This is a genomic window from Bradyrhizobium sp. Mp27 (assembly GCF_029953005.1).
In the GTDB taxonomy this organism is placed as follows: Bacteria; Pseudomonadota; Alphaproteobacteria; order Rhizobiales; family Xanthobacteraceae; genus Bradyrhizobium; species Bradyrhizobium barranii.
This window is the reverse complement of the sequence record NZ_JASAUS010000001.1, coordinates 88,546-115,480: the sequence shown is the minus strand read 5'-3', so window position 1 is coordinate 115,480 and position 26,935 is coordinate 88,546. Positions and strand designations below refer to the sequence as shown.

Below are 26,935 nucleotides of genomic sequence, written 5' to 3'. Positions count from 1 at the left end.
GCTAGCAGGCGGTGTGAGGACTGGTTCGCGGCGACAAGACGACCGATGGAAATTTGCTCGCGAAGGCCCGGGTCTTGGGCTGAATACGCGATCCGTCGATCACCTCGAGCCGGCCGCAGCGGTTCAGCGTGTGCAGCTTTCTGCCGGGCCATGCCGGTCCGGGTCTGAGAGAGTGGCGAACGACCTGCTTGAACGTCGTCGGCGACAACTCGACGACTTCCGCCAACGCGAGCGCTGCGCCATATCCGTCGGCGCAATCCTGCACCGGCCGCCACAATTTTCCATCGATGGTGACGAAATTCCCGGCCGGTCGCGTCGTTGCGCGATCGATCAGGACCGGGTTGCTGGTATGGGGTAACCAGGGGCCGAGCAGGTGCTCGGCGTAGTAGATCGCCAGCGAATCCGAATAGCCGCCGGCGCCGTCGCGCCAGGCCCCGAACAGATAGTTGAGCCCATTGTGCTGCGTGATCGTGGCATCGGCGAGTTCAAGGCCTGACAGCAGCGTCGCATGCCGCTCCCATTTGTCAGGAAACCGGACGCATTTGTAGAGCGCAACGTCGCCGTTGAGCGAGCTCTCCGGGATCATCCAGAGCTCGCCATCGTTCTCGATCAGGAACGGATAAGAGAGGTGCCAGGTCTCTTCCAGCACCGGCACGACCTCACCGACCGGGCCGGCATCGCCGAACTCGATCGCCGAAATGATGCCTTTTCCGACCCGGTGATCGAGGTCCTCGAAGAAGACGAATGTGCGTCCCTTCCATGTGATCGGGAAGGGATCGGCGTAGAAGTGGTTTCCGGGATCGCCCAGAACGTTCCATTTGGGCCCGGAGAGATCCCCATGCTGCCAGACGCCGGCGCCGTCATTGAAACGCCATCCGACATGCCAATGCGGGGCATAGCAGCAGAGGCGATAGATCTCCTTGGCGATCGACACGGCAAGGCTGCGCGCAACATAGGCTGCCGGCCGCTTGCCGTTGCCGCTTCGTGCAGGGCGCGCCAGCTGCGGCACGATACGCGGCCGTCCTGACAGGATGGCCGCCACCATGGTCAGGGTTCGCGCCATGACCGTTTCGAGCCCACCGCTCAAACCGGCCGCGATCTCTGCGGAGGGATGGCCGCGATCGAGCACCGCGCCGTCGACCTCGTTGACGATCTCGATGACGGGCAGGTCGCCGGCGAGAATCGCCGCGAGTGCCGCGTTTTCACCTGCAGTTCCGTTGAACAGCGGGCGGAGATACAGCCGGGCCGAACAGTCCGGATCGCGCACGGCGCTCGTGAAATCGACGATCACGTCGGCCGTGCCGGCGCGGGCCTGCGTCCGTTCCGGATTGATCTTCAGCCCGTCGGCGCCGCTGGGCCTGCCCTTGTGCAGCACCACGCGCTCGAGCTCGAACAGGGCGTTGAGCCCCGCGGGCCGTGGCTCCGCCGTTGCGGTCCACGCGATTTGAACCGGAACGTCCCGGCCGTCGATCGACAGCGTCTGGCGGTGCATCCACCGCCGCGCATGGTCACGTTCGCAGCGAAACTCGATGATCATGTCGAGCCAACCTATTCCAACGCATCGGCTCAGACGACCCGGTTGAGGATTTGAACGTATTCCTCAACCATCGCATCGACCGAATAGCGCAACCTCAGGCCTTTGGCGTTCTCTTGCAGTTCATCGCTCAGTGCTTGGTCGGTCAGAAGTCGGGAGACGGCAGCCGACAGCTTCGCTTGATCTGAAGCATCGACAAAGAGGGCCGTGGGCTTTCCTTCGAAGGACAGCACCTCGCGCAGCACGGGAAGATCGGTGACGACCGAAGGAACGCCGGCGTTGGCGGCCTCGACGGCGGCGAGGCCAAAGGTCTCGGCCTGCGTCGGAAACACGAATATGTCGAGACAGGCGAGAAAATCCGCGATCTGGCGTGGCGCGATTTCGCCGAGCAGATGCAATCGGTCCGAGACCTTCAGCTCGTCCGCGAGCTGTCGCAGTCTCGCCTCGTCGGCGCCCTGGCCGGCGAGTGCAAGGTGCCATGACGGCTCGTCCGGCAGGAGCCGTATAGCCGCATCGAGCCGCTTGCGCGGATGCAGCCTCGCCGCGCAGCCGAGCAGGACGCGGTCCGGCGGCAGGTTGAATTTCTGTCGTGCGGCGCCCTTCGGCAGGATGAGCGCCTTGTCCTCGAAGCCGTGCGGGACATGCACCATGCGCGACCGGTAGGCCTGCGGGTAGCGCGAATACTCGCGCTCCATGTCCTTTGAGTTCAGCGTGATGCGATCGAAGAAGCCGACGCTGCCCATGACGATGTCGGCCGTGCGGATCGGCCAGCTCATCGACAGTGCGGATGAAACCTGATTGGCGACGACAGGAGCGCGGCTGACGAGGCGCGTCACGCCCGCGCCGATGACGTTGCCGAAATGCTGGAAGGTCAAGACGGCGTCGGGCCGCGTCGCTCTGATATGACCGCCAAGCGTCCATAGCATCCGCAGTAGCGCAACCGGATTGCCCGGCCGGCGCGATGCGCAATAGAACGTCTCGGGCGGCTCGTCGAACGAATCCGATTTGCGGAAGAAAAACACGTTGGAGACGCGATGGCCGCGCGCGGAGAGGCCGGCGCCGAGAAGCCTGGAGATCTCCTGCGCGCCCGCGTTCTCGGCCTGGGTCTGTACGAGAAGGACGTGCAGCTTTCGTTCGCTGCCGTTCAGCCGCGCGAGTTCTGTCGCGGTCGTCTCGCCCAATTCCTTGTTCGGCTGGTAATGGAGCACGGATCCCGACCGCTAAAGAAACGAAATCTTCACCTTCTTAACCCCGTACCTATCATGCAGGCATCGGGCAGACACCGACTAGCAACAAACGGAGTTAATGCGCGAGCCGCCGATTGCCGCGTTCTCGCGGGAATTCTGCCGATTCCCGGATGGTGCGCAGCGAGCGCGTTAACCAACGGGACCTGCGCGCGCCGTCGCGGATCAACCAGGCCGATCGTACGGTTGACGCCTATTCGGCGGAGTCGGCGCCGCCAACCGCATAGCGGCCGCGCCGCCACGCCGAGAAGCGCAACAACACGAGAACCGAAGGATCGACCCCGGTTCGCCGGCGGCACAAGATATTGAGCGCGATGGTCGTGAGCGCCAGCGATACGGTGGCCGCTATCGCCGCGCCGAGCACGCCGAGCCAGGGGATCAGGACGAGGAATCCGGCCAGTCTCAATGCGACATTTGCGGCGACGACGGGGACGTAGATGCGTTCATGGCCGGTCAACTGCAGGATCGCCGCCGACGGACCGCCCGCGGCCTGGATGGCCGTTCCGATCGCGAGCACGATCAGCACCGAGTGCTGCGCGGTGAAATGAGGCCCGAACAGGTTGAGAAGATAGGGGCCGCCGATCCAGATCAGGGCGAGCCCGGCGACCACGCAAAGCGCGGTCACTTCCGCCATGAGCTGTAGCGTCCGCTCGAACTCCTGGTGATTTTTGCTGAAGTACAGCGAAGGAAGCCGGCGCGCGCCGAACGAGTACAGCGCGGCGGAAAGCATGGCGAAGATGTTGGCGAGGCGTGACGCCGCGAAGTAGATGCCGGCGGTCGCCGGATCCAGCATCCAGTAGACCAGAATGACGTCGAAATACTGGTTCGCGACTTCAAGGATGGACGCAAGCCAGAAATGCAGCGCGCTCGATCGCCAGCGCGTTGCTTCGGAACTCGCTGTTGTCGCGCGCAAATCCGGCAGCACCCGTACAATCGCAATGATCTGTGCGACGAGGCCCGCCGACATCGCAATCGTCATTGCGGCGATCAGCTCGGCGGGATCGAGCTGCCGATGCCCGAACAGCATGGCGAGCAGAAACAGCACGACGAAAACCCGCCAGAAGAACTCGCGGTTGCCTTCGCCCATGATAATGCTGACCAACGAGCGCGCGATCTGGCTGCCGAGCATCAATCCGGCACTCACGGCGGTGTAGGCGGAGACGGCGAGGATCAGCAGCCACAAATCCCCTCTGAAATGCGCAACCAACGCAACTGCGGCGATCGCGATCAGCATCGCGATGGCGGAAATCCTGAAGCTGGAGAGCAGAAGCCCCTTGGTGAGGTCGGGCCTGTCGCCGACCTCATACTCGTTCAGGAATCGCACCAGCAATGCTTCCTGACCGACCAGTCCTACGACTGCGGCGATCTGGGCAACCGAAAGCCAGGTCGCAAAGATACCGAATCCGTCGGGTGTCATCGTTCGCGCGGCCAGCGAGAACAACGCAAACGCGAGCGCGCCGCTGCCAACCTTCAGGAGGATGGTCCCGACGACACCGCGCGTGACGTCACGCCGCAGAAATTGAACAATGGAATCGATCATCGAAGATGTGGAGCGTTCCCCGAAGATGGGCGTTGCAAGGACGGCGAGAGCCTAGCATGCCGGAAAAATGCGAGTGTTAATGCGCGGTCTTCAGGTCCCGCCGTCTGTCGTCGACGAAGGTCGTGCGCCGCTGCTTCACGGCGGAACAGCCGCGTCCGTGATGTGCCAGATTGAGCAGGCACCGGCTCGCTCGAAAAGCGGCGCGATGTCGTGCCGGTGCAAGATGCGGGGCGAAGCCGGCCGGCTTGCGGCTGTTCGAGCATTGGAATGGCCTCTCTGGAACGAATTCGGACGCTTGGTCTGACGAGACAGCAGCATTTCGAGGTCGTTCTGAGCAAGGCGCGTGCCGGGACGGATGTGTCCGGCGACCCGTTAACCTCAATCGCCGGAAATGATCGCGTTTGGCTCTGCGATACGACATCAGGCGAGGGAATTGCACATGGAACCACCGTTAACCGTGGAGCCCCAAAACCATGACGACGGATAGACCCGTGACCGAGCCGAGCGCTGCAGCTGCGACTTCGGCGATCGTCGCAGACATCGCGATCGTCGGTGGCGGCCTTGCGGGATCGCTCGCCGCGTCCGTGCTTGCGCGGGCGGGGCATCGCGTCGCACTCGTCGACAAGCGCGCGGTGCATCCGGACGAATTCCGGGTCGAGAAGCTCGGTGGCCAGCAGCTCGAGATGTTCCGCAAGCTGGGTTTCCTCCATGCGCTCGAGAACATCGCCTGCCGGTATGACCGGGTGCTCAATATCCGGGAAGGCAAGGTCGTCGATGTCAGCGTCGGCCAGGCTTACGGGTTTTCCTATGCCGGCCTCGTTGCCATGGCGCGCGGCCAGCTGCCTGATCCGTCCAATCTGATCGTCGACGAAGTCACCGCAATCAGCCCCAGCAATGATGTCCAGCATATCGAGCTTGCGTCGGGACGACGCCTGGACGCGCGGCTCGTCGTGCTCGCCACAGGCATGGCGGGAGCTCTCGGCTACAAGCTCGGCATCAAGCGGCGCGTGCTGGCCGAGCGCCATTCGGTATCGTTCGGCTTCACGATCGCGCGCCGCGATGGCACGCCATTCGATTTCGAGGCGCTGACCTGTTACGGCGAGCGCACCGCTGACGGCATCGACTATCTCAGCCTGTTCCCGGTGCCATCAGGCATGCGGGCCAATCTGTTCATGTTCCGCGACCCGACCGATCCGATCATGCGCGAGCTGCGCCGCGAACCGGAAGCGACCGTCCTGCGGCTGCTGCCGGGACTGCGGCCTTATCTCGGCGATTTCCACGTGACCGACAAGGTGCAGAACTGGGTGATGGATCTGACCGTGGTGGAAGGACACCTTCAGCCCGGAATCGTCCTCATCGGCGATGCGTTCCAGACCAATTGTCCCGCCGCCGGCACGGGCGTCGCCCGCCTCCTGGTGGACGTCGATCGCCTTTGCACGGAGTACGCGCCGCGTTGGCTCGCAAGCGCCGGCATGGGCACGGAGAAGATCTCGCAGTTCTATTCCGATCCCGACAAGCTCGCGGCAGACCAGCGGTCGCTGAAAATGGCGCGCTTCCGTCAGGCCCTGACGTCCCGCAACGATATCGAATGGGATGTGCGGCGGCGCTTGCACTTCCTGCGGCGCAGTCTCACGCATCGTGTCGATCAGATGCATCCGGGCTGGCTCGGACGCGTCCGCGGCGCGCTCCGCGCCTGAGTTCTGCGTTCGCTCGCTTGCGCTTCGGTTAGCGCGTGGGCGTTGGCGTGCGGGCCGGCAGGAGCCTGAAATCCGACAGCCGCTTGGCCGCCAGCTTGAGCCAGGGCGCCTGCTTCAGCGCGAACAGGCTGATGGCGCCCGCGGTGCTGCCGGCCTGCGTGACCATCCACATCGGCGAAGGCTGGCCGCCGAACAATTTCTTGTACGGCTCGTCGCCAATCGTGAAGTCGAGCATCTGATTGCCGCGCTCGATGCAGTCCCTCGCCACTTGCTCGAACATCAGAGAGCCCAGGGATTGGCTCTTGTACCCGTCGATATCGAAGGCGCTCATGATGACGAGGAAGCTGCCGCGATGGCACAGTCCGAGCACTGCGGCTATCACGCCGCCGTCCATCTTCATGGCGTAGAGGCGGACGAACGAGCCGAGACCACGGGCCGCCACGTCGGAATAGAAGCTGTAATATTCAGGGCGCTGGAGCAGATCGCCATCGTCCTGGGCCTGAAAGCGCGGGCCGCGATATTGCTTCATCGCGTCCATCGCCTCGGAGATCGAGGCGCTGTCGTCGCAGCACGAGAAGCTCAATGCTCCCTTCTTCTGGAGCTGGCGATATTTCTTGGCGAGCTCCTTCTGATAGGAGCGATCCAGCGCGCTGGCGCGCCATTGCTCGAACGGGGCGACGAGAACGGTCGCGTAGGCGTTCGTCTCCATCGAGACCCGGCGTGGCGCGCCGAGGAGGCTTTCGATCGGAAGCCGTCCGTCGGGCAGCTTGGTCATGCGGAGCAAGTCGAACGGGCGGACGAGGCGCCTGATCTCCGCGCAGGCCGCTTCGTCCTCCAGCAGGCTGGCAAACACCTCGGGACTGCAGACCGGCGCCAGATAGTCGGATACGCGCAGATCGGCGAATTCGATGGTGCGGATCGGGCCGCGGCGGATCCGGAGCAGGGGCAGCACCATCGCCAGCGCGCCCGTCGTACGGCGGCGGACCACGACGACCAGCGGCGTCGCGCCTGCATGGGATGCGAGCCTGGCGTAGAGGCTGTCCAGCCAGAGCGGATGCTGAAACGCGGTCGCGGCAGAGCTGCCGAACAGCGCCGCGTATTCCGGAGACAGGAAGTCGAACGCCTGCTCGATGGCGATATCGAATGTATTGCTGGGCTTATTCATGCGTGACCACGGAAACCAGATAACCCGGAGAAGTCGATCGAGCCGGATCCCGCGCTTGTATAGCAGGGTCGTGACGGCCGAGGCACCAGCGGGGTGCGATTTGCATTAACGCATCGAGCAGGGGCCGTATCGTTATCGATCCCCCGAAGTGTCGAGATTTCGTGGTGCCGGGGCTCAGGAGATCAACCCGCAGTAGTGGATAATTAACCAAGCTTAAGGGAAAGTCACCTCATGGCCATCCTGCAGACCGAGAGAGACTCAGAGGCACTCACGAGCGCGATCTGGAAGACGCGCAGTGCCGGCGTCGAGAAGATCGCCAGGTTCGTCATCTGCGTATCGATCACCATCAATGTCGTCGCGTCGATGGGGACATTCAATACGGCGATATTGCCGGCGGGACTGACTTATCTGCAACAGGCGGTCGCTCTGTTGATGTGGAGCGTCCTGATCTACGCAAGCGCGTTCGTGCGCCCGCGTCTGCAACTGGCGTTCAACCCCGATCTGATCGCGCTCCTCGCATTCTACGCGTTGGCGGTCGTCTCGGTGTTGTGGACCACCCTGAATGCCGCAGCCATCATGAAGAGCGCCGCTCTCGCAATGACGACGTTTGGCGCGTTCTGCATGATCACGCGGATCGATATCGACGATGTCGTGAGGGCGACATCCTCCGGGCTCTTCATATTGGTCGCTGCATCGGCGCTTTGCGCGCTCGCCGTGCCCGATATCGGGATAGACCATAGCTGGATGCACAATGGTCAATGGCAGGGCGTCTATGAATCGAAGCAGACGTTGGGCTTTGTCGGCGCATATCTGATGTTTTTCTCCTGCTACCGGAAGATGACGGGGCAGGGGTGGCTGGCGTTCCTCGTCGCGTTCCTGCTGGCGTCGACCTGCGTCCTCGCGTCGGAATCGCGCGGCGCCGGTGCTGTCGCCCTGGCGGCTTGTGCACTGCTCGTGACGTCGATGTGGTCGGTCGGCTGCATGAGGCTCTATGCGATCCTGCCGTTCATCATGTGCATTCTGGCCGGCCTCCTGATCGTCTATTTTTACGCGACGGGATACGACGCCATCCACATTGGCGATGCGACCGTCAATTTTACCGAACGGACCTTCATCTGGCACTACGCGATAAGCCATTTCGACGATGCGCCGCTGCTCGGCTTCGGAATCAACGGCTTCTGGACGATCCCGTCGATCTACGATTATTTCGAGCAGAACCACGGCTGGGTGCTCGACAACTATCATAGCGGCTATATCGCGATTCTGATGGAAACGGGGTTTCTGGGCTACGTGCTTTTCGCCGCGAGTGTTCTTCTGTTCTCGAACAAGGTGCTCTATTTGATTTCCGCGCGATCGATCCACCGGGCGCACTGTGCCCTCATCATCGGATTTGTCGCCCTCAGCTTTCAGACCAATTTCACCGAGACGACGTTCCTTCGTTCGACCATGTTCACATCGGTGCTCCTCGTGGCGTTCCTCCTGGCAACGTGCAGGCCGGTGCCTGAGACCGATTTCTAACCCTTACGGAATGGAAGCAGGATGACCGCCCCCCGCGCTCGCTGGTCGAGACGCTTCAATCTTGCCGCAGCAGCTTTCGTCTTCGCATCGCTCTGCTCCGACGCCCATGGCGCCGGGCAGGTCGTGCCTCGTGATGCAGCAAGGTTGGGACGCGGGATCAACATTCTCGGTTACGACGGAATCTGGGAGGGCGGTCAGAACGCGCCATTCCGTCTGGACAATTTGACGGCGATCAGAAAGGCCGGATTCTCGCACGTCAGGATCAATTTCTTCGGCTTCAAGTTCATGGATCGCGGGAATGTGCTGGATGAGGCCGTGCTGAGAAGGCTTGATGCCGTCATCGAGGAAATCCTCGCCAGGAAACTCATTCCCATCCTCGACGAACACGACACGCATGTCTGTCAGCGTGATGTATCCGAATGCGGCGAGAAGCTCAGAGCATTCTGGCGGCAGATCGCGGAGCGCTATGCCGGAAGATATCCCGGGCTCGTCTTCGAGGTCTTGAACGAGCCGGGGGGACAGATGACGTCCGCCTCCTGGAATTCGCTCCTCAACGATTGTATCGGCATCATCCGCCGCACCAACTCCGAGCGGCGCGTCATCGCTGCCGTTCTCAACACAGACGAGATTCCCATCGACGATCTGGCTCTCCCCGGCGGCGACAGGAATCTCATCGTCACCTTTCATTATTACGCGCCGATACGCTTCACGCATCAGGGTGCGCCATGGTCCGAGACGTTCGCGCGCATCGGGCCGCTGGATTGGGGCAGTCCGGACGACGAAGCCAAGGCGGCCGCTGATTTCGAGAAGGTCAGCCGGTGGTCGGAGAGAGAGAAACGCCCGGTTTATCTCGGCGAGTTCGGGGTCTACGAACGGGCTCCATCCGAGAGTCGCCAGAAATACCTGTCGTTCGTGGCGCGAAGCGCCGACAGACGTGGCTGGGCATGGGCCTATTGGCAGTTCGACCATGATTTCGCGGCCTTTGACAGCGCCCGTCAGGCGTGGAAGCCCGACATCCTGCGCGCCCTGATCCCGCCGGCCCGTTGAGGCCGCAGTTCAAAGCCAATATCGGCCGGATCACCATCGCCTAGCGGTGACGGCTAACCGCCGTCTCTGGCCCGGCAGAACAGATCGATCCCGCCGACCTGTCCGCCCTTGAGCGCGATCTCGATGCTCGAATGCGCGCGATCCGATGATGCGCGGTTGAGTGGCGCGCCTTCCGCGAGAGGGGCGATCGCGGTCAGCGCATAGATGCCCATCGCCTGCAGCGCATGGCCGGACGTGTCGCCGCCGGCGACCACGGCGCGCGGGAGCCGCGCGGTTTCCAGAATGGAGTCCAGCACCTGGCCGAGGCCTGCACCGATACGCTCGTTCACTGTGCTCGCCGTCGCGCCGCTCGCCTTGATGGCCGCGTTGAGCGCGCCGATGGCGGGATCGTCGGGGCCGCTTGCGGTGATCAGGAGCGCATCGCGCCCCGACGCGAGTGCTGCGAGCGCACGTTCGGCAGCGCGGCCGATCTCCCTGGTCCATTCGGCCGCGTCGACGGCGCGCGCCGCATCGAGCCGCTCGACGTCGAAGCCGTTGTCTGCGGCATGGGCGATCTGCGCGGCGGTGACGGGTGAGCAGGAGCCGGAGACGCACGCGATGCGCTCGACGCCGGCAAGGCGCAGATCGGGCTTGCTGTCGGGAATCAGGCCCGCCGACCGCCAATAGGCGACCAGGGCCTGCTCGACACCTTGCGAGCCGGCGACAAAGAGGCGCTCGCCGCGATATTCCCAGATCAGGCGGCCGGCTTCGATCAGCGATGCCTGGTCGAGCACGTCGAGTGAGATGATCTCGGTGCCGGCGCCCCTCGCGCGCATCAGCGCCAGATCCGCGCCGCCATTGGCCATGGTGACGAAGTCGATCAGTCCGATCGATCGCGCCGTCTGTTTTGCAAGATGCCGGCCGAGATCGGACTCGTCCATCGGTGTCACCGGATGACGCGACATGGTCGGGTGCCGGTCGAGACGATGGCCGATGCCATTCACGGCCGCGAACAGGTGGCCGAACATCTGATAGCGCCCCATCGCCGGCGATCCCACGAGGAGCGGATGCCAGGCGCCGCCGAGCTGCGGCACCGCGAGATCGATCGCACGCCCGATCGAGCCGATCTGCGGCGAGGAGTCGAAGGTCGAGCACACCTTGTAGTGTGCGATCGGCGCGCCGATACCCGCGAGCACCGCGAAAGCCGGCGGAAGGTTTTGCTCCATCCAGGCCGGATCCTTCGCGCGCGCCGTGCCGGCGATGCCGATGCCGCGGTACTGCCCGACAGAAGCGAGACGTTCGGGTGTCGGAGGCTCCAGGAACAGGATTGTCGGCAGGCCCGCGAAGGTGAGGGCCTCCATCGCCGCGGACGAGCCAGTGTAATCGTCGCCATAGAAGGCGACGAGTGGACCGTCGGGCAAGGCGGACGCGGCGCTCACGGCTGCGGACTCGCCATAGCGGCGTCCCATGCTGCGCGCAAATCGGCAACGCCGGCGGCCGGTCCATCGGGATGGGCGAGAATGCCGCCGCCTGCTGCGAAGATCAGATCCGTAGAGCCAAGTGCGCGCCAGGTCGGTGCAGCCTGCGCCGACGTCTGGCCCGAGGAGAACACGGGCATCGCGATGCACGGCTTGTGCGCGAACATCGGCGTCAGCGCCGCCTTTGCGGATGTGACCACGCTGTCATCGGTCTCGCTGAACTTGTTGCCGATCCCGTTGACGTGCATGTGGTCGGCGCCGGCCAGCCGCCAGATCTTGTGCCACGCCGTATAATCCCAGCCGAGTGCCGGATGACGGTTCAGCGCGCCCCAGCCGTTGCGATGCGCATGAACGGGAAGCTGCGTGTGGCGGCCGAGCTCGACCATGCCTGTGAGCCCGACCGAGTTGATGCTCGCCATCACGCAGGTACCGCCTTCGCTGAGCACCAGATCATGCCGGCGGCGCATCTGGTCGATCTCACCGGTGAGGTTGAAGGCGATCATGACCTTCTTGCCGGTTCGGTCAGCGTGGTCGTTGACGACGCGCATCACGGCGCGCACACGCGCGTCGAACGGACAATAGGCGCCGTCCGATTGCAGCTCGTCGTCCTTGATGAAGTCGATGCCGGCCGCGCACAGCGTGGCGACGAGATTGGCTGTCTCGGTGGGGCTGAGCCCAATGCTCGGCTTGATGATGGTGCCGATCAGAGGACGGCCGCTGACGCCGGTCAGCTCGCGGGTGCCGGCGACGCCGAACTTCGGTCCGGGATAGGCGGCGGCAAACGCGAGCGGCAGGCGCAGGTCGAGCAGGCGCAGGCCGGTCAGCTGGCGCAACTCCCACAGATTGCCGGCGATCGCCGTGACCAGATTGGGCAGTGACGCGCCGATATTGTCGAGCGGCCATGACAACGTCACGCGCGCGCGATTCCAGGGGCCGTCGGGGTTGATCGGGCGGGCGACGGGGAGCGACGGCGAGGTGATTGCATCAAGCAACTCGATGCTCTCGACCCGGGCGGCCGCACGTGCTTTCAGCTCCGGCGTTTCACCGGGCACCGCAACGAACGTGCCGCTCGACTGCTCGCCCGCCATGGTTTCCGCGGCAAGACGCGGATCTTCAGGCGTTTCGATCAGATAGTCGGCTTCGATGCGAACGGGATTTTGCGTCACGGGAGCGCAGACAATCTAGAGCTTGGTAAGATCGGGGAACGGCCGCACGGGGTCGCGCCCGTCCCAGCCTTTGGCCGCTGCGCGGATGAGGTCGAACATCTTGCCCTTGGGTCCCGAGACCTCAGACAGTTCGATCACCGTTCCCGGATGATACTCCGTGTCGAAATAGACGAAGCGACCGCGCGCGCCGACTTCGCCGCTCATGACCGGCTTGAAACCCTCGGCTTCGAGACGGGAGAGATCGGCGTCGTAGTCTTCGGTCCAGTAGGCGACGTGCTGCAGACCCTTATGTCCGGCTTTCAGGAAGTCGGCATACATCGACGGCGCATCGTTGCGGATCTGGATCAGCTCCATCTGCAGCGGACCGGAATTGGCCAGCGCCACCGAATTGTGCGGCTCATAGGCCTTGCCGCGATAGTGATAGTTCACGATTGGAACCCGCGGATTATAGAACCACGGCCCGATGCCGAGCTCGCGGCTCCAATAATCCATGGCCTTCTCGATGTCGTCAACGACGTAGCCGGCTTGCCGGATCTCACCAAAAAAACGGCTCATTGCATGATTCCCATGATCTTCAGAATTTGAGGAAGCCGATCGACAGCCACGGCACGGCCGCGACGATGGCGAGGCCGATGAAGAGTGCCGCGACATAGCCCCAGATGTGCTTGAGGCCTTCGTCCGGCGATATCTTGCTGATCGCGCAGGCGCCGTAATAGCCGACGCCGAACGGCGGCGCGAACAGGCCGATGCCCATCGCGAGGATCACGACCATCGCATAGTGCACTTCGTGCACGCCGGCCTGCTTGGCAATCGGAAACAGCAATGGACCGAACAGCACGATGGCCGGAATGCCTTCGAGCACGCTGCCGAGCACGACGAAGGCCACAATCGAGATCGCGAGGAAGCCGTAGGCGCCGCCGGGGATCGCAGCCATCGCCTTCGCCAGCTGTTGCGAGAAGCCGGATTGCGTCAGTCCCCAGGCCATCGCCGTGGCGCAGCCGATGATGAAGATGATCGCGCCCGTCAGCGAGGCCGTCTCGACCAGCATGGATTTCAGCCGCCGCCAGGGAAACTGGCGGTAGACCACAAGGCCCGTCAGCACAGCGTAGGCGATGCCTATGGTCGAGACCTCCGTGGCAGTGGCAACACCTTCGACCACGGCAGTGCGGATCACGAAGGGCAGCAGGATGGCGGGCAGAGCGATCATTGTGAGCTTTGCGATCTCGCGCTTCGAGGCACGCCGCACATGGCTCAGGTCCTCGTTCCGGTAGCGCCGCCACACCACCACGCAGAGCGCCGTGCCCACGACCAGGGCCGGCAGCAGCCCGCCCGTGAACAGCGCCGCGATCGAGACACCGGTCACCGAGCCGATGGTGATCAGCACGATGCTCGGCGGAATGGTCTCGGTCTGCGCGCCGGTGGCCGACAGCAGCGCGACGAGATCGCCGGGCTTGGCGCCGCGCCGCTGCATTTCCGGCAGCAGCACCGGTGCGATCGCGGCCATGTCGGCGATCTTCGAGCCGGAGATGCCGGAGACCAGATACATGGCCCCGATCAGCACGTAGGACAGTCCGCCCCTGACATGTCCGAGCAGGCTTGCCAGGAACTGGATCATGGCCCGCGCCATGCCGGTCATCTCGATCAGCGCGCCGAGGAAAATGAACAGCGGCACCGCGAGCAGGATCAGGTGCGACATGCCTTCATCGAGACGGCCGACCATCACCATCATCGGGACGCTGGTTGTCAGCGCCAGATAGCCGAAGGTCGCGAGCGCAAAGGAGAAGGCGATCGGCACGCCGGCGAACACGTTGGCCGCGACCACGCCGACGAAGAAAATGATGAGGTTGTAGCGTCCGAGCGGGGCGAGCAGCGGTCCGGCAAGCCAGAATGCGGCGATCAGGACGGCGGTGGTGATGAGGGCTGCGACGATCAACGCGGGGCGGTGATGCGTTGCGAGCCGGATCGCGGCGACGACGGCCATCAGGGTCATCCCGACGGGAATTGCGGCTGCGCGCCAGGCATTGCTGATCTCCAGCGCCGGGGTGACGATGACCTGTTCCTCGCTCGCATAATCGAAGGCGGGATGCAGGATCAGCGCCAGCAGGGCTAGCGGCGCCACCGCCGCGATCGTGTCGAGAAAGGCGCGCGCGCCCGGGCCGACATGGCTGACGAGCCCTGTCATGCGCATGTGCTCGCCCCGGCGCAGCGCGATCACCGCGCCCAGCATCGAGAGCCAGAGAAACAGGATCGAGGCCAGTTCGTCCGACCAGATCAGCGGGCTGTGGAAGACGTATCGCATGATGACGCCGGCGAGCATGATGCCGATCTCGACCAGCACGACAGCCGCCGCGGCGGTCTCGACCACCGCACCGAGCCAGCGGTCGACGGCGCCCAAGGCGCTCGCAAGCTTGCGCGTGCCCGCAGCGGAAGCAGGGTGCGCGGCCGCCGCCAGATAGTCCGTCATCTGATGCTCTGCGATCGTCATCGCGCTCAGGCCAGCTTGCCGACGGCGCCTTCGAGCAGCGTCCAGGCTTCGTCGCCGAAGCGGCTCTTCCATTCGCCGTAGAAGCCGGAGTCGCGCAATTTTGCGCGGAACGAGTCCGGTGAGGGCGTGGTGAATTTCATTCCATTGCGCTGGAGATCGGCCTGCACGGTCGCATTGAACGTCTTGATGTCCTCGCGCTGCTTCAAGCCGGCATCGTTGATGGCGTTGCTGACGATGGTCCTGAGATCGGCGGGAAGGGCGTTGAAGGCGCGGGCGTTGGCGATGAACCAGAAGCCGTCCCAGATGTGGTTGCTGATCGCGCAGTACTTCTGCACCTCGTAGAGCTTCGCCACCTGGATGATCGGCAGTGGGTTTTCCTGCGCGTCGACAATGCGTGTCTGCAGCGACGAATAGACCTCGCTGAATTGCAGGCTGGTCGGCGAGGACGACAGCGCCTTGAACATGGAGATGCTGAGCGGAGACACGGGCACGCGGATCTTGAGGCCGTCCATGTCCTTGGCGCTCTCGATCGGCTTGGCGCCGCTGGTGATCTGGCGGAAGCCGTTGTCCCACATCTTCTCGAAGGTATGGAGGCCGACCTTGGCCATGGCGGCGCGGATATGCGCGCCAAGCCCGCCGTCCATCGCTTTCCAGACCTGATCGTAATCGGCAAAGGCAAAGCCGACCGCATTGATCGCGGCGATCGGCACCAGGGTCGCGACCACGAGCGCGGAGGGCGTGAAGAAGTTCAGCGCGCCGCTGCGCACCTGGGCGAGCATGTCGGTGTCGCCGCCGAGCTGGTTGTTCGGGAAGATCACGATCTCGACCCGGCCATTGCTCTCCTTGGCGACGCGGTCGGCGGCTTCCTGGGCGCGGATGTTGAGGGGGTGCGTCAGCGGCAGGTTGTTGCCGTACTTCAGCGAGAACTCGGCCGCCCGGGCCGGGCGCGAGAGACCGCCGATCAGGCCCGCGGCGGGGAGGGCGGACAGGGCTTGCAGGGCGCGCCGACGGGTCAGGGACATGGGCTTCTCCTCCAACAGCGATTTGATGTTATTTGATGTTTCTGCGACAATGTTGATGCGAAAATTGCGACTTAGAGCTAGCATGTCAAACGATAAAGATGATGGTTTTTGATGTATTTGACGGTTGGGCCTCGGAATGAATAAACCGGTGGCTCCTTCGCTGAGCCGCATTGTTGACGTGGCGCGCCGGGCCGGCGTCTCCACGGCGACGGTTGACCGCGTGCTCAATCGCCGGCCCGGTGTGCGGGCGATTACGCAGCAGCGGGTGCTCACTGCTGCGTCCGAGCTCGACTACATGCCGGCCGAGAACCTCCTCGCGGCGATGCGGCCCAAGCCGATGCGGCTGCTGTTCCTGCTGCCGGCCGGCACCAACCGCTTCCTGTCCACGCTCGGACAGCTGATCGCGCATTCCGACGGCCGGCTCGCGCCCTTCAACGTCCATTGTCAGGTCGACACCATCAAGAGCTTCAATCCCGACCTGCTGGCACGCCAGCTCTGGCGGGCCCGCGACAAGGCCGACGGCATCGCTTTCATGGCGCTCGAGCATCCCGTCGTGCGGGAAGCCGTCGACCGATTAGCGGAGCACGGCGTGCCGACGGTGACGCTGATCTCGGATATCCTGAATGCGCGCCGCGCGGCCTATATCGGACTGGACAATCGCTCGATCGGACGCACCGCCGGCTATCTGATCGCGCGCTTTCTGGGCGAGCGTCCAGCCAAGGTCGCGATGATCGCGGGCAGCCGCAGCTACCGCGCGCACGAAGAACGCGAAATGGGCTTTCTTCACGTCTTCGAAGAACTGTTCCCGGCGATCAAGGTCGTGGGCCTGCGCGAAGGCCACGATGACGCCGACCGCAACTATCGCCAGACGCGCATGCTGCTGGGCCAGCATCCGGACCTTGCCGGAATCTACAACATCGGCGGTGCCGCCGATGGTGTCGCGCGCGCCCTGAAGGAAATGAACCGGGCGCGCGACGTGGTCTTCATTGGCCATGGTCTGACCTCGGATACGCGCAGCTTTCTGCTCGATGGGACGATGGATGCCGTCATCACTCAAAATCAGCTCAACACGATGATGAGCTGTGTCGGCATCTTCGACAATCTGCGCGCCGGCCGCAGCGCCATGCACGGCATCGAGGCGCCGCGCAGCGAGATCATCTTTCGCGAAAATATTCCGGCGCTTGGGGGCTAGGATTCAAGGAGGCTTGCTGGACCCATGGTCGGCCTGGTCGAGCGCATCCTTGGCCTGATTGCCACGATGCAATTTTGCCAGTGTTTTGCCCGACGAGTCAAATGACCGGCGTCTGAAGAAATCGGTCTCGTCGAGCAGCTCAACCTGCGTTGCAGGAGAGATGCCTCTCGTTCTGCGCGCGCAACGCAATTCACCCAAGCCTCATCTCGACTTAAGCCGCGCCACCGCGACCAACCGGCCAGGGGCGGTTCTACTGTGCATGGGTTGTTTTTCAGTTTTTTGTTTGGCGAGGCGCCGGCAGGCGCTCTACAGGCTGGCGGCGACGCCCAGGCGGCCGATGCCGGGGAGCTTGAGCGCCGGCCGCCGGATGTCGATGCCCAGCACCGCGCCGAAGAAATTGATCTCGAACCCTTCGACCCAGCCGACCGTCATGCCGAGGTAACCCGACAGCGAGGCGTAGGCGCCGGTGCGGGAAGGGGTGATGCCGGCCCAGCGTCCGCTGTACGGATAGTCCTTGCCGACCGCGGTGGGTGGAAGGACGGCACGAAGCTCGGGAACGGCGTCCAGCGCCGCCTGTACGAAGGTGTTGGAATTCGGTCCGGGCCAGGCGCTGTAATCGCCGTAGGCGCGGAACTTGTAGGTCTCGACGACGTGGCGGATCTTTGGGATCAGCGCTTCGGCCCGCGCGCCGTCGACCGCCACGACGGTTTCGGGCATGGCGCCGAACCAGCGGCCGTCGGGTGCAAATCCGTTGCTCCGGATCGGGTCGCCCCACGCCGTGTAGTCGTATCGGCTGTAGGTGCTGGCACCTTTCTCCTTGACGACGATCCAGCTGTGGACGGCGAAAATGCTGCGCCACCGCACCGTGCGCGCGGCAAAGACCCGGATCAGCGCGTCCGGATTGGCGGATGCCGGCGGCAGCAAGCCGGCGCTCGAGCGATCCGCCGTCTGCCAATTGGTCCTGCCATCGCCGAACAGATAATAGCGTCCGGCCGACAGTCCTATCGGCACGAAGACCAGCAGCAGGAAGAGAATCAAGAGTTTCCTCAAGGGCGGACGGTGGTCAGGCGGGACGGCACGACTAATATAGTTCGCCCGGCGGGCTGCGCCAGCACGCTTCCGCTCTTGCATTTGGGAGGTGCGCCCCCATGTTCCCGCTATGATGAAGCTGTCACTCGTCGAAGATCAGGCCATCCAGGCGCGAATCGCATCCATCGCTGGCGCCGAGGTGTTTGATCGTCTTTTTGCCGGTATCCGATTCGACGAGGTCGACGGCAATCTGCTGTTCGCCATCGCGAGGGACGAGGACTGCGCGTCCGAGATCGAAGACGAATTCTCGCATCACCTCGCCGTGGTCGCGACGCAAATCCTCGGGCAGAGCGTCGACGTGGTCGTGGTGCTGCCGAAGGTCCTGCAATAGGCCTTATTTTGGCGTGCAAGCCGGTCGTCCGAGCTTGCATCCGTGCTTTCCAACGCAATCGTGAAATTGTAATGACGTGCTTGGGCGCTTAGGCCCAGTCCGCGTTGTCGACCGAGCTCTACGGCAGGGCTCGTCGGCGCGCGACTCTATTTCTGAAACAAAGTTGGATACACATTGGCGTCCACCAAAAAAGCCCGGGCCGCGACCGGCGCGAAAAAGACCAAGGCCAAAAGCTCGAAAGGCGACAGCCCGAAGACCAAGAGCTCGAAGAGCAAGGGTTCAAAGAGCAAGGGTTCGAAGAGCACAGAGAGCAAGGGCTCGTCGCGTTCTGCGGTCTCGTCCACATCGCCGCTCGGCATGCTGGCGCTGCATCTGCGCGACCAATGGGAGAAGTCCGGCCGCGACGGCCTCGTCTTCCTCTGCGACAATGAGAACAGGGCGGAGCGGCTGGGCGGCGTGATCCACGCGCTCGACCCTTCGGTCGACGTGCTGGTGTTCCCGCGGCTGAACAATCTGCCATTCGATGGTCTGGAGCCGTCGCGCGAGATCGCGGGCAGGCGGAGCTCGGTGTTGCGGCGCCTTGCCAAGGCAAGGAAGCCGGTCTTCCTCGTATCGACCGCAGAGGCCATCATGGAGCGGCTGCCACTGCCGGCGAGCTGGTCAAAGACCAGCCTCAGCCTGAAAGTGGGCGCGGCCTATTCGGAAGCCGAGCTGGAACGCCGTCTGGAAGCGCTCGGCTACGATCTCGACGAAGAGGCGGAATATCCGGGCGGCGTCCTGTTCCACGGCAAGACGTTCGAGGTGTTTCCCGCGGGCGGACTTGGTCCTTTCAGGATCGAACATTCCGACGGCGTTATCCGTAAGATCGTTGCCGTCGATCCGGTCGAGCATGAGGTCGTCTACGAGACCAGGGAGTTGCTGATCGATCCGATGTCCGAACAGATTGCGCTCGGAGGCAAGCGCGGACAGCGGGCGACGCTGCCGGATTATTGCGCTCGCGCGCGGTGGATCGTGGATGCCGGCGTACCAGGCCATGCCGATATCTGGCTGGGCACCATCGAGGAGGCCGCTGGCCGCAGGGATGCGGAGCGCGAGTATCTCGGACGGGCGGATTGGAAGCGGATGAAGAAGCGCATCAGCGTGCTTCCGCAAAAATCGGCCTTCACGCCGACGCCCGATTTCTCGAAGGCCTCTTCGCCAAGAAAGATCCTCCGCGCATTTATTGACGATATGCAACGCGCCGGGTCGCGTGTGCTGTTCGTCGCAGCCGTCGAGGATGACCTTCGCGCGATGGAGCGGATGAGCGGCATCAAGGCGGAGCGCTGCGCCGATTGGAGCGAGGCGACGGAGGGACGGGATCGCGAAACGGCGTTCCTGGCCGATTTCGATGCCGGCTTCGTCGGGGCCGGCCGCAAGCCTCTCGTCATCGTCACCGCGTCCGACGTGCTCGGCAGCAGAGCCCATCATCCGCAGCCGATGGCGCGGGCCTGGACGGCCGCGTTCGACCATCCCGACGTTCCGGAGCGCGGCGCGGCGGTGGTCCATTTGCAGCGCGGACTTGCTCTGCTCGACGGCTTGCAGACCCTCGCCATGGGGACGGGATCGCGGCGCGAGATGGTCAGGCTTGCGTTCGCTGGAGACAACGCCGTTCTCGTGCCGCCGGCCGATCTTGCCTTGATCTGGCCGTATGCCGCCGAGCCCGGCAAGCTGGCGCGGGACAAGGCGGACGGGAGCACATGGTGGGCGCGGCGGACCGAGGCCGAGGCGGAGATTCAGGTCGCCGCCAAGGCGCTCGCAAAGCACATCAGCCAGCGGCACCGCCGCCGCGCGCCGAAACTGGTCGCGCCCGGGCCGCTCTATGAAAGGTTCGTTGCGCGTTTTCCGTATTTCCCGACCGTCGATCAGGCGAAGGCCATTCAGGACGTGCTCGATGATCTCGCGGCAGGTCATCCCATGGACAGGGTGGTGTGCGGCGACGTCGGGTTTGGGAAGACCGAGGTCGCGTTGCGCGCGGCAGCCGCCGTGGCGCTGTCCGGGAAACAGGTGGCGATCGCGGTGCCGACTACGGTCCTGGCGCGGCAGCATGTCGAAACCTTCCGCAAGCGCTTCGGCCCTCTCGGTATCGACGTCGGAAGCCTGTCGCGAGCGACCTCCGGCCCGGAGACGCGGGGGATCAAGGAGGGCCTGCGAAGCGGCAGGCTGAAAGTCGTTGTCGGCACGCAGGCGCTCTCTGCAAAGGATGTGAAGTTCGCCGATCTTGGCCTCGTCATCATCGACGAAGAGCAGCACTTCGGAGCGGCGGAGAAGGCGAAGCTTTCTGGGTTGGCAAAGAATGCCCATACGCTCTGGATGAGCGCGACGCCCATCCCGCGCACGCTCGCTGCTGGTCTTGCGGGCTTCCGGGATCTCAGCGTGATCGCAACGCCGCCGGTTCATCGGCTTCCGATCGTGACCAAGATCGCTCCGCTTTCGGATGCGGCCATTGCCGGAGCATTGCTTCGCGAGCGGCGGCGGCATGGACAGAGTTTTCTAATCTGCCCGCGCATCCAGGATCTGGAGCCGATGCTGGCGCGCGTGCAATCACTGGCGCCCGACCTCCGCATTGTCTGCCTTCATGGCAAGATGCCCGTCGACGACCTCGACGACCGCATGATGAGTTTCGTCGATGGCGAGGCGGACGTCCTCCTGGCGACCAACATCGTGGAAAGCGGTCTCGATATCCCGCGCGCGAATACCATCGTGGTGTGCTGGCCCGAAAAGTTCGGCCTCGCACAGCTCCATCAGCTCAGGGGGCGGGTGGGACGCGGCGGAACGCGCGCCTTCGCCTATCTGCTGACGGAGTCGACCTCGGAACAGTCCGAGAAGCGTTTGGCCGTCCTCGAGGAGTTCAGCAAGCCCGGCGCCGGCTTTGCCATCAGCGAGCGCGACCTGGACCTCAGGGGCGCCGGCGATCTGTTTTCCGAACAGCAGTCCGGGCACGTGCAGGTGTTCGGGCCGGTGCTCTACAGTCATCTCTTGAAGCTCGCCTCGGAAAGAGTGAACGACTCGGGCGCCTTTCTGTGGGTGCCGGATCTCAATCTGCCTGTCGGCGACATGTTGCCTGAAGGTTATGTGCAGTCGGAAGCAATGCGGCTCGAGATCTATGGTCGCGCCGCCAGATGCCGGAGCGACGACGATCTGGAAGACCTGGAGGAGGAGACCTCGCGCCGTTTCGGCAGGCTGCCGCCGGAGGCGCGCGATTTCTTTGCGGCCGCCAGGCTCCGGATCGATTGCAAGCGGCGTGGCATCGTCAGGCTCGATGTCGGACCCGAGGCCGTCGCCGCGACTTTCCTCCCCGGGAGGCTGCGGAAATCCAGAGCGCGATCGCTCCAGCGCGACGGCGATCGCGTCGTCTGCGCCGCCCGCGGGCACGCGGACCCGTTCGGCCGGATCGAGGAGTTCCTGGAGCTTCTGGACGAGTGAAGCAGGCGGGACCTACTGCGGCTCGATTCCGGCTGCCTTGATGATCCGCCCCCATTTGGCGATTTCCGCCTTCAGGAAGGCTTCGAGCGCAGCCGGCGTCGCGCGCTCGGCCTCAACCGGAGCCATGCTGAGCTCAGCAAAGCGGCTGATCAAAGCAGGGTCTTTGAGCGCCGTCTGGAGAGCACCGACGAGCTGGTCGATCACGGGCTTCGGCGTGCCGCGCGGCGCGTAAAGGCCATACCAGGTCGTCACATCGAATTCGGGAACGCCGGCCTCGGCCGAGGTCGGCACGCCGGGCAGTGTCGCGACGCGCGTCTTGCTCGTGATCGCGTAGCCCTTGATCGTATTCGACTGGATATAGGGCGTCGGTCCCGTCGCGGGATCGCAATAGACGTCGATATGGCCGGCGATGACGTCGTTCAGCGCGGGCCCGCCGCCCTTGTAGTAGATTTGCGAGAGCTTCGTATCGGTGGTGCTCATGAACATCAGGCCGCAGAGCTGCGAGGCTGAGCCGAGGCCGACATTGCCGAAAGTCATCTTGTCGCCCTCGCTGCGGATGCGCGCGATCATCTCCCCGAGATCCTTGGCCGGGAAATTCGGCCGGGCCACCAGGATCATCGGTACGTCCGTGACGAGCCCGATCATGGCGAAGTCGCCGACGGGATCGAACGGCAGTTTTGCGTAAAGCGCGGGCGCAGTGGCCTGGCCGACATGCATCAGGAGCAGCGTGTAGCCATCAGGCGCGGCCTTGGCGACGCGGTTGGTGCCGAGTGTGCCGCCGGCACCGACGACATTCTCGATGACGATGGACTGCTTCAGCGTCGCGCTCATGGCGTTGCCGAGAATTCGCGCGATGACGTCGCCGGGGCCGCCGGCGGAGAACGGCACGATCATCGTGACCGGGCGGGTGGGGTAGTCGTCTGCGATTGCCGCGCCACAGGGCAAGAGCAGGAGACACAGGATCAGCGATCGTACCAGAGACAACATCGAACACTCCCTGAATTCTTGTTTTTCTAGTCGTCGGAGGGCGTCGCCTCCTTGGCGGCGTTTCGTTCAATCATGTCGAGCGCGGCCACCGCAGCCGCATTGATGTGATCGACGCAGCAGCGCTCGGCGAGATCCGGATCGCCGTTCTGGATCGCGCGCCAGATCGCGGTGACCTCGCGCAGGCTCTTGTTGATCCGTTTCGGCTGCGACATCGACGTGATCCGCAACAGTTGGATCCGGTCGTGCAGCGGCTTGAGCATGCGCTCGATGAAGGCGTTGCGGCAGCCGCCGATCAGCGCGGCGTAGAAGTCGGTCTTGGCTTCGAGGCTCCCGACGAGGTCCTGCTTGGCTGCGGCCGCCTTCAGCCGTGCCAGGGCTTCCCCGATCCGTCGAGCCACTTCCGGATCGTGGAGCCTGGCGCATTCGCGGCCGGCGAAACCTTCGAGCACCGCGCGCGCCGCGTAGAGCTGCCGGGCTTCTTCGAGGCTGATCGTGGAGACCACGGGGCCGCGGTGCGGGACGATGTTGACGAGGCCGTCGGCTTCGAGGGCCCGCAGCGCTTCACGGATCGAGGGCCGGCTGACGCCCATCATCTCGCAGAGCTCGCGCTCGACCAGGCGCTGGCCCGGTTTGAGTGTTCCGGACATGATCGCCTCGCGCAGCTTTTGCGCGACCATCGCCCGGACGGTCGGGACGTCCTCGATGCGGAGTGTCGACTGCAATTCGCTACGTCTTTCCATGTCCGGACCCTGGTTGGGAAAAGTCAGTACCGGTTTACAGGCAGAATCATCATTTCGGCAATTTGAACGTGCGCGGGCTGGTCCAGGGCGAAGACGATCGAACGGGCAATATCGGCAGGCTCGAGCGCCATCCTGAACTGGTCGAAATAGTCCTTTTCCTTCTGCCTGTCGCCGCGGTAGCGGGTCAGGATGATGTTGGTCCGGGTCAGGCCCGGCTGGAGTTCGGTGACCCGGATCGCCGTTTCCGCCAGCTCGCCGCGCAGCGTCTCGGTGAACATGTGCACGCCCGCCTTGCTGGTGCTGTAGGCGGCCATATCGGGGACGATGCGGACGGCGTTGATGGAGCTGATGTTGACGACGTGGCCGTTGTTGCGCTGGACCATGCCGGGCAGGATCGCGCGGGTGACGCGCATCAGGCCGATCAGATTGGTCTGGATGATGTTGGACCAGTCGTCGGCGGAGCCGGCATCGAACCGCGTCCGCCCGCCGATATCGTGCCCGGCGTTGTTGATGAGGACCTCGACCGGTTTGAACTGCGCGGGAATGGCATCCGGCAGGCGATCCACGGCCTGCCCATCGCTAATGTCGAGCTGGATCGGAAACACCGCGTTGCCCGCCGTGGACGCGAGTTCCTCAAGCGCCTTGGCGTCGCGATCGACCAGCACGACGCGGCGGCCGCTTTCCAGCAAGGCCTTAGTGATGGCGCGTCCCATGCCGCCGGCGGCGCCCGTCAGCACGACGCTCTGGCCCGATTGTTCAGTCATCGCAACACTCCTAATGCTTTCATGCGACCGACCAGCCGCCGTCGATCGGCAGGCTGGCGCCGGTGATATCGTTTGCCGCGGGCCCACAGAGAAAGACGACCATGGCGGCGACCGCATTCATTTCGACGAAACGCTGCGTCGGCTGGCGCTCGCCGAGATATTCCTTGGTCACGTCGTCGACCGGACGGCCGCTGTTCGACGCGATCGTTGCGATCTTGTTCAGGATCGCGGGCGTTGGGAGCGTGCCCGGGCAGAGCGTGTTGCAGGTGATGCCGCTCCGCGCCGTCTCGATCGCCACCGCGCGGGTCATGCCCAAGATCGCAGTCTTGGTGGTGACGTAGTCGATGCGGTCCTCGACCGCGCGGCTCGAATAGATCGAGCCCATGTTGATGATCCGCCCCCAGCCACGCTGCTTCATCGCCGGCAGCGCCAGGCGGATCAAATGGAACGGCGCCGACAGGTTGACGGCCAGCGCCTGCTCCCAGCGATCGGGCGGAAACTGCTCGATCGCGGAGAAATGCCTGACCACGGCGTTGTTGACGAGGATATCGATGGCACCGCCGCGGGCGAGCAGATCTGCCATCATGGCCTCAATCGCCTCGCGCTGGGCGAGATCGGCGCCGGCCGAGACGACCTCGACGCCGAAGCGGGCGCGGAGGTCATCCGCGGCCTGCTTCGGCGCCACGAGATCATGAAGGGCGATATTGGCGCCCGCGCCGGCAAGGCCTTCGGCGACGGCGAGGCCAAGGCCTGCGGTCGCGCCGGTCACGAGTGCCCATTTGCCCTTCATCGTCGTCACGCTCCGCTATTTCTTGTCGAGCTCGGCGAAGACTTCCTTCGCGTTCCGGAACGCATCCACGCCGGCCGGCACGCCGCAATAGATCGCGACCTGCATGAACACCTCGCGGATCTCCTCCTTGGTGGCGCCGTTGGCGAGCGCGCCCCGGACATGCGTCTTCAGCTCGTGCGGGCGGTTGAGCGCACAGAGCATCGCCAGATTGAGGAAGCTGCGCGTCTTGCGCGTCAGGCCGTCGCGGCCCCAGACATAACCCCAGCAATACTCCGTGGTGAGGTCCTGCATCGGACGGTTGAACTCGTCCGCGGATGCGATCGCCTTGTCGACGAACTCGTTGCCGAGCACGCTCTTGCGGATTTCGAGGCCGCGTTCGTAAGTCGCCTTGTCCATGTTGTTCTCCGTTTCTCGTTCGGGCGTTGTCAGTTCTCAGGTCAGTTTTTGGGCCAGAACGGCTGCGCCAGCGCGAGCTGGGGCGGGAACACCGTCACCGGCACGCCGGACTGCCACTGCACGATGGTCATGCCGGCGCCGACGCGGCGGCCCTTCTCGTCGAACTTGATCTCGCCCAGCGGATAGTATTTCGAGGGGCCGGCATCCATGGTGCGCAGCGCCTCGCCGACGGCGACGCGGTCGGCCTTGCCGGCCTTCTCGAGCGCGTCCTTGATCACCCACATGTCGCCATAGGTGGAGATCGCGTTCTGCGTCATCCACGGCTCCTTGTAGCGGGTCTTCAATTCCGCGATCAGCGCCTCGTGGCCCTTGGCGCCCCAGCTTGCGACGCAGGTCAGCACGCCCTGGAGCAGTTCGGGGCTGACGGTTTGCAGCATGTCGGGCTCGGCGATCGCGATGCCGAACGAGATGGTCGGAATCTTGCCCTGGCCGAGGCCGAACTCGTTCATTTTCTCGAGCAGCAGCTTCGCGTCCGAGATCACCGTCGGCAGGAAGAACAGCAGATCGGGTTTCGCCGAACGGATTTTCTGCACCAGCGACGTCGCATCAGCCAGCGGCGGCGTGAACGTCTCGTCGACGATCAACTGCAACTGGTTGTCCGCCAGCAGGCCCTCGCGCATCGCCTTTGCGGAGGCGATCGAGGCCCCCGTGTTGTCGGTCAGGATCGCGACCGTCTTCGGCCGCTTGCCTGAGGCCGTCTCCGCCAGCTTGATGATCTGGGGCAACGCCTGCCGTGCCTGCGAACCTGCGGTGGCCGCGGTCTGGAACACGTATTTGAAGCCGCGGTCGGTGATCAGGTCGGAATAGGAGAGGGTGAGGACGGGCAGGTTGGCGCGCTCGGTGACTTCGGTCACCGCGAGGGTGAACGAGGACAGGTATGCGCCGCTGGCCGCGACCAGATCGGTCTCCTGCGCGACCATGCGCTGGGCGGCGTTCTTGGCCTTTTCCGTGGTGTCGCCGGAATCGAGCACGACCAGCTTCAGCTTGGCGCCGCCGAGCGCCTTGATGCCGCCTTGCGCGTTGATGTGGTCGACCGCCATCTCGGCGCCCTCACGCATCACCGTTCCCGGTCGCGCGTAGAGGCCGGAGATCGGAACCAGCAGGCCGACCTTCACCTCGGAAGGTTGCTGTGCCCAGGCGCGGGATGCGATCAGCGTGCCGGAGGCACCGGCAAGCAATGTTCGCCGCGAGATCGTGATTTTGCTCTTTGCAGTCATGACAATTCTCCTCCCTGAAAAATCTCGCGACG

General features: G+C 64.1%; 22 protein-coding genes. 6 read left to right on the top strand and 16 right to left on the bottom strand.

Features of this window, described 5'->3' with window-relative positions; translation table 11 throughout:
• Position 1 precedes the first annotated feature (1 nt).
• The 3 genes from QJT78_RS00490 to QJT78_RS00480 all read right to left on the bottom strand — a co-directional run bounded on the left by QJT78_RS00490 (position 2) and on the right by QJT78_RS00480 (position 4,318).
• Positions 2-1,537 (bottom strand): hypothetical protein, encoded by a 1,536-nt coding sequence (locus tag QJT78_RS00490; RefSeq protein WP_038941759.1) that lies wholly within the window; start codon positions 1,535-1,537, stop codon positions 2-4.
• Between the two features lie 29 nt (positions 1,538-1,566).
• Positions 1,567-2,742 carry a glycosyltransferase family 4 protein gene (locus tag QJT78_RS00485; RefSeq protein WP_038941758.1) on the bottom strand — a complete coding sequence of 392 codons (1,176 nt, stop codon included), beginning with the start codon at positions 2,740-2,742 and terminating at the stop codon, positions 1,567-1,569.
• A gap of 229 nt (positions 2,743-2,971) precedes the next feature.
• Positions 2,972-4,318, bottom strand: a complete 1,347-nt coding sequence (locus tag QJT78_RS00480; RefSeq protein ID WP_028147178.1) for a polysaccharide biosynthesis C-terminal domain-containing protein — start codon at positions 4,316-4,318, stop codon at positions 2,972-2,974.
• Positions 4,319-4,791: 473 nt separating this feature from the next.
• On the opposite strand from QJT78_RS00480, the gene QJT78_RS00475 reads away from it, so the two are divergent.
• Positions 4,792-6,015, top strand: coding sequence for an NAD(P)/FAD-dependent oxidoreductase (locus QJT78_RS00475; protein WP_028147179.1), 1,224 nt, complete (start codon positions 4,792-4,794; stop codon positions 6,013-6,015).
• A 28-nt stretch (positions 6,016-6,043) separates the two neighbouring features.
• On the opposite strand, the gene QJT78_RS00470 is transcribed toward QJT78_RS00475, so the two are convergent.
• Positions 6,044-7,180 carry a GNAT family N-acetyltransferase gene (locus QJT78_RS00470; protein ID WP_038952539.1) on the bottom strand — a complete coding sequence of 379 codons (1,137 nt, stop codon included), beginning with the start codon at positions 7,178-7,180 and terminating at the stop codon, positions 6,044-6,046.
• Positions 7,181-7,411: 231 nt separating this feature from the next.
• Here QJT78_RS00470 and QJT78_RS00465 point away from each other — a divergent pair, with 231 nt between their 5' ends.
• Together QJT78_RS00465 and QJT78_RS00460 are read left to right on the top strand one after the other, a co-directional pair.
• Positions 7,412-8,698 (top strand): O-antigen ligase family protein, encoded by a 1,287-nt coding sequence (locus QJT78_RS00465; protein WP_028147181.1) that lies wholly within the window; start codon positions 7,412-7,414, stop codon positions 8,696-8,698.
• 21 nt (positions 8,699-8,719) lie between these two features.
• On the top strand, positions 8,720-9,745 hold the full coding sequence (locus tag QJT78_RS00460) for a cellulase family glycosylhydrolase (RefSeq protein ID WP_028147182.1): 1,026 nt from the start codon (positions 8,720-8,722) through the stop codon (positions 9,743-9,745).
• Between the two features lie 53 nt (positions 9,746-9,798).
• Here the strand turns inward: QJT78_RS00460 and QJT78_RS00455 are convergent, their stop codons facing one another.
• The 5 genes from QJT78_RS00455 to QJT78_RS00435 are packed head-to-tail and all read right to left on the bottom strand — an operon-like array spanning position 9,799 to position 15,875.
• On the bottom strand, positions 9,799-11,163 hold the full coding sequence (locus QJT78_RS00455; RefSeq protein WP_028147183.1) for a four-carbon acid sugar kinase family protein: 1,365 nt from the start codon (positions 11,161-11,163) through the stop codon (positions 9,799-9,801).
• The gene (locus QJT78_RS00450) at positions 11,160-12,368 is read right to left on the bottom strand and encodes a ribulose-bisphosphate carboxylase large subunit family protein (protein WP_049807375.1); all 1,209 of its coding nucleotides are present in this window, start codon (positions 12,366-12,368) and stop codon (positions 11,160-11,162) included. The genes QJT78_RS00455 and QJT78_RS00450 overlap by 4 nt, the downstream gene beginning before the upstream one ends.
• A 15-nt stretch (positions 12,369-12,383) precedes the next feature.
• Positions 12,384-12,923, bottom strand: coding sequence for a VOC family protein (locus QJT78_RS00445; RefSeq protein WP_014496479.1), 540 nt, complete (start codon positions 12,921-12,923; stop codon positions 12,384-12,386).
• A gap of 19 nt (positions 12,924-12,942) precedes the next feature.
• Positions 12,943-14,832, bottom strand: coding sequence for a TRAP transporter large permease subunit (locus QJT78_RS00440; protein WP_085965384.1), 1,890 nt, complete (start codon positions 14,830-14,832; stop codon positions 12,943-12,945).
• A gap of 26 nt (positions 14,833-14,858) precedes the next feature.
• Positions 14,859-15,875 carry a TRAP transporter substrate-binding protein gene (locus QJT78_RS00435; protein WP_028147185.1) on the bottom strand — a complete coding sequence of 339 codons (1,017 nt, stop codon included), beginning with the start codon at positions 15,873-15,875 and terminating at the stop codon, positions 14,859-14,861.
• A gap of 136 nt (positions 15,876-16,011) precedes the next feature.
• Here QJT78_RS00435 and QJT78_RS00430 point away from each other — a divergent pair, with 136 nt between their 5' ends.
• The gene (locus tag QJT78_RS00430) at positions 16,012-17,067 is read left to right on the top strand and encodes a LacI family DNA-binding transcriptional regulator (RefSeq protein ID WP_028147186.1); all 1,056 of its coding nucleotides are present in this window, start codon (positions 16,012-16,014) and stop codon (positions 17,065-17,067) included.
• 306 nt (positions 17,068-17,373) lie between these two features.
• Here the strand turns inward: QJT78_RS00430 and QJT78_RS00425 are convergent, their stop codons facing one another.
• Positions 17,374-18,105: a DUF3750 domain-containing protein gene (locus QJT78_RS00425; protein ID WP_028147187.1), complete on the bottom strand. Its 732-nt coding sequence runs from the start codon at positions 18,103-18,105 to the stop codon at positions 17,374-17,376.
• A gap of 121 nt (positions 18,106-18,226) precedes the next feature.
• Between QJT78_RS00425 and QJT78_RS00420 the strand changes: the two genes are divergently transcribed.
• Positions 18,227-18,487: a hypothetical protein gene (locus QJT78_RS00420; RefSeq protein ID WP_049807374.1), complete on the top strand. Its 261-nt coding sequence runs from the start codon at positions 18,227-18,229 to the stop codon at positions 18,485-18,487.
• 357 nt (positions 18,488-18,844) lie between these two features.
• Entirely contained in the window at positions 18,845-21,949 is a 3,105-nt protein-coding gene (locus QJT78_RS00415; protein WP_028147190.1) for a DEAD/DEAH box helicase, read from the top strand.
• Positions 21,950-21,961: 12 nt separating this feature from the next.
• On the opposite strand, the gene QJT78_RS00410 is transcribed toward QJT78_RS00415, so the two are convergent.
• Genes QJT78_RS00410 through QJT78_RS00385 form a run of 6 tightly spaced genes read right to left on the bottom strand, consistent with a single transcriptional unit; the run spans position 21,962 to position 26,903 of the window.
• Entirely contained in the window at positions 21,962-22,936 is a 975-nt protein-coding gene (locus QJT78_RS00410) for a tripartite tricarboxylate transporter substrate-binding protein (protein WP_038941751.1), read from the bottom strand.
• 26 nt (positions 22,937-22,962) lie between these two features.
• Positions 22,963-23,676 (bottom strand): GntR family transcriptional regulator, encoded by a 714-nt coding sequence (locus tag QJT78_RS00405; protein WP_014496470.1) that lies wholly within the window; start codon positions 23,674-23,676, stop codon positions 22,963-22,965.
• A 23-nt stretch (positions 23,677-23,699) separates the two neighbouring features.
• The gene (locus QJT78_RS00400) at positions 23,700-24,413 is read right to left on the bottom strand and encodes an SDR family oxidoreductase (protein WP_240537454.1); all 714 of its coding nucleotides are present in this window, start codon (positions 24,411-24,413) and stop codon (positions 23,700-23,702) included.
• 46 nt (positions 24,414-24,459) lie between these two features.
• Positions 24,460-25,230 carry an SDR family oxidoreductase gene (locus QJT78_RS00395; RefSeq protein WP_028147193.1) on the bottom strand — a complete coding sequence of 257 codons (771 nt, stop codon included), beginning with the start codon at positions 25,228-25,230 and terminating at the stop codon, positions 24,460-24,462.
• A gap of 15 nt (positions 25,231-25,245) precedes the next feature.
• A complete protein-coding gene (locus tag QJT78_RS00390; protein WP_028147194.1) occupies positions 25,246-25,626 on the bottom strand; it encodes a carboxymuconolactone decarboxylase family protein in 381 nt (126 codons plus the stop codon).
• A 41-nt stretch (positions 25,627-25,667) separates the two neighbouring features.
• On the bottom strand, positions 25,668-26,903 hold the full coding sequence (locus tag QJT78_RS00385) for an ABC transporter substrate-binding protein (RefSeq protein WP_028147195.1): 1,236 nt from the start codon (positions 26,901-26,903) through the stop codon (positions 25,668-25,670).
• Between the last annotated feature and the right edge of the window lie 32 nt (positions 26,904-26,935).